We start from the raw sequence: 3,152 nt of genomic DNA, 5'->3' as shown, positions 1-3,152 counted from the left end.
CGCGTGCGGCGCTGGGGAGGGGGAAACCGGGCCGACCGAGGCCAGGTGCATCACGTCCTGCTGGCTGCTGCCGCGCGTGTCCAGCACGCCGGCGATGCGGCCCTGGCGGAACACCGCGATGCGGTCGGTCAGCCCGAAGATCTCGGGCAGGTCGGAACTGATGAGCACAACGCCGACGCCCTGGGCCGCGAGCTGGTCCATCAGCGCATAGATGGCGTACTTGGCGCCCACGTCGATGCCGCGCGTGGGCTCGTCGAAGACGATCACCCGCGCCTGGCGGAACAGCCACTTGGCGATGACCACCTTCTGCTGGTTGCCGCCGGAGAGCAGCCGCGCGATCTGGTCCGGCGAGGGCGTGCGGATCTGCAGCTGCCGGATGAAGCGCTCGGCGGTCTCCCGCTCGCGCGCCGCGTCGATGAGGCCGGGCCCGCGAGTCAGCGCGCCCAGGTTGGCCATCGTGATGTTGTGGGCCACGCTCATCGCCACCGCCAGCCCGTGGGCCTTGCGGTCCTCGGAGACATAGGCGATGCCGGCCTCGATCGCGTCGCGCGGGCAGCGGATGTCCAGCGCTTGTCCGCCGAGCTCGATCTCGCCGCCGTCCAGCGGGTCGGCCCCGAAGAGCGCGCGGGCGGTCTCGGTGCGACCAGCGCCGACCAGGCCCGCGAAACCCAGGATCTCGCCGCGCCGCAGCTCGAAGTCCAGCGGCCCGAAGACGCCGTGGCGCCGCAGGCCGCGCACGCGCAGCAGCACCTCGTCGACCGGCTGCCGCGTGGCCGGCGGGAACTGCTGGTGGAGCTCGCGGCCCACCATCAGGCTGACGATCTCGTCGATCGAGGTCTCGTGCCAGTGGCGGGTCGCGATGTACCGGCCGTCGCGCAGCACGGTGACGCGGTCGGCGATGCGCTCGAGTTCATCGAGCCGGTGCGAGATGTAGAGGATGCCCACGCCCTCGCGCCGCAGCTCGCGCACGACCTGCAGCAGCCGCGCCGCGTCGGCTCGCCCAGCCGAGGACGTCGGCTCGTCCATGATCAGCAGCCGCGCCTGGAGCGACAGCGCCTTGGCGATCTCGACCAGCTGCCGCTGCGCGATGGGCAGCGTCGCGACCAGGGCGTCCGGATCGATGTCGGCGCCCAGCCGGGCCAGGCAGGCGCGCGCGCCGTCCCGCTGGCGCTGCCGGTCGACGAACCAGCCGCGCCGCGGCTCGCGGCCCAGCCAGATGTTCTCGGCCACCGTGAGCTGCGGCACCAGGTTGAGCTCCTGGTGGATCATCACGATGCCCAGGCGCTGCGCATGCGCAAGGCCCTCCAGGCGCACCGGCTCGCCATCGATGCGCAGCTCGCCGTCGTCGGGCGCATGCACGCCGCTGAGCACCTTCATCAGCGTGGATTTGCCGGCGCCGTTCTCGCCGCAGATCGCATGGACCTCGCCACGATGGACCTCCAGCGCGACATCGGCGAGCGCGACGACGTTGTCGAAACGCTTGCACACGCCGCGCATGCCCAGCAGCGCGGGGAGGGCGGACGTGTCGTGCAGCGCGTTCATCGGCGCATGCCTCGCATCGCGTGTGGCCGGGCGGCGCCTCTCATGGCGTCGCCTTCGCCGCGCCGCGCTCGAGCGAGACCCGCCCGATGAGGCCCGAGGGCTGGCCCGGCTGCGCGCGCACCAGCACGGTCATCGTGCGCCAGCCCGGTCCCTGGGCCAGCGGCAGGCGCAAGGGGCCGGGCGCTGGCGAGGTCTTCTCGCCGATCTTTACGCCGTCGACCCAGACTTCGGCCTGCCCTGCGATCTCCTGGAACAGCAGCTGGCCCTGGCCGTCGTTGCGGTCGGCGCGCAGGCGCAGCGAAGCGCGGTAGGCGCGCCAGGGCGCGGCCTCCGCTACCTGCCGGATCGGTGGCTCGCCCCAGCCCCAGCTGTTCATGTCGTTCTCCGCCAGCACCTGGTTGGGATCAGGACGCGTGGCCTGGGGCGGCGAAATGCGCCAGCCACCGACGCGGCTGATCGCCTCCGCGGCCGGCGCCGACGGGACCCGCGCCGGGCGCACGTCCAGCACCAGCTCGGCGGCCGCCAGCCCGTCCGCCGTCGCGCGCAGCCGCAGCGGTCCCTGGCCGTCACGGTCGGTCTGGAGGATCGCCTGCGCCAGGCCGTTGAAGAGCGAGCGCTCCGGCGCCTTGGACGCTTCATGCGAATTGGGATCGCCATTGCCGACGCCGATCAGGCGGCCGGCGCCGGTGGTCTCGAAGCGCACCATCAGGTTGGCGGTCGGCACCGCGCGACCCTGCGCATCGACCGCGCTGACGGTCACCGCCACCGCATCGCGGCCGTCGCCGGCCAGGCGCAGCTGATGCCGGTGCGCATCGCCGACCCCAATGCCTATGCCTACTGGAGCACCGTCGCGCAAGGCCTGAGCTGGGCGGCGGACCAGGGCGCCCGCGTGGCCAACATCAGCTACAGCGGCGTGGCGGGCAGCGTCTCGGTGCAGAGCTCGGCCGACTACCTGCGCAGCAAGGGCGGGCTGGTCGTGGTCGCGGCGGGCAACAACGGCATCGACGAGGGCATCACGCCCACGGCCAGCATGATCCCGGTCTCCGCCACCAACGAGACCGATGCCAGGACCAGCTGGTCCAGCTACGGCAACTTCGTCGCGCTGGCCGCGCCCGGGCAGAACATCTGGACCACCCAGCGCGGCGGCAGCTATGGCGCCTGGTGGGGGACCTCGCTGGCCAGCCCGGTCGTGGCCGGCACCGTCGCGCTGCTGATGTCGGCCCGGCCGACGCTCAGCGGCAGCGCGATCCAGAACGCGCTGTTCACCACCGCCGTGGATCTCGGCACCGCCGGGCGGGATCCGTATTTCGGCTGGGGCCGCATCAATGCGGGCGCGGCGATGCAGGCGGTGCTGGCCGCGCCGGCGCCCGATACCCAGCCGCCCGCCGTCTCGGTCAGCGCGCCGCTCAACGGCGCGACGGTCAACGGGCTGGTCGCGGTCGATGTCGGCGCCTCCGACAACCAGGGCATCGCCCGCGTGGACCTGCGGGTCAACGGCAGCGTCGTCGCCTCGGACACCTCGGCACCCTATGGCTTCAGCTGGGACTCGACCCGGGTCGCCAACGGCGCGGTGACGCTCACCGCCACCGCGGTCGACGCGGCCGGCAATG

3 protein-coding genes are annotated in these 3,152 nt (G+C 72.9%); 1 reads left to right on the top strand and 2 read right to left on the bottom strand.

Going from position 1 to position 3,152, the window contains the following annotated elements:
• Both FUT87_RS05900 and FUT87_RS05895 read right to left on the bottom strand, forming a co-directional pair.
• Window positions 1–1,542 (bottom strand): sugar ABC transporter ATP-binding protein (locus FUT87_RS05900; protein WP_147240392.1); only part of this gene is annotated, 1,542 nt, incomplete at its 3' end.
• A 40-nt stretch (window positions 1,543–1,582) separates the two neighbouring features.
• Entirely contained in the window at window positions 1,583–2,308 is a 726-nt protein-coding gene (locus FUT87_RS05895) for a hypothetical protein (RefSeq protein WP_255511687.1), read from the bottom strand.
• Window positions 2,309–2,341: 33 nt separating this feature from the next.
• On the opposite strand from FUT87_RS05895, the gene FUT87_RS05890 reads away from it, so the two are divergent.
• Window positions 2,342–3,152: S8 family serine peptidase (locus tag FUT87_RS05890; RefSeq protein WP_255511686.1), on the top strand; the 811-nt coding region annotated here is incomplete at its 3' end.

The sequence above is a fragment of the Mitsuaria sp. TWR114 genome, assembly GCF_007997345.1.
Note: the sequence above shows the minus strand (reverse complement) of the source record. Positions and strands in the feature narration are given on the sequence as shown.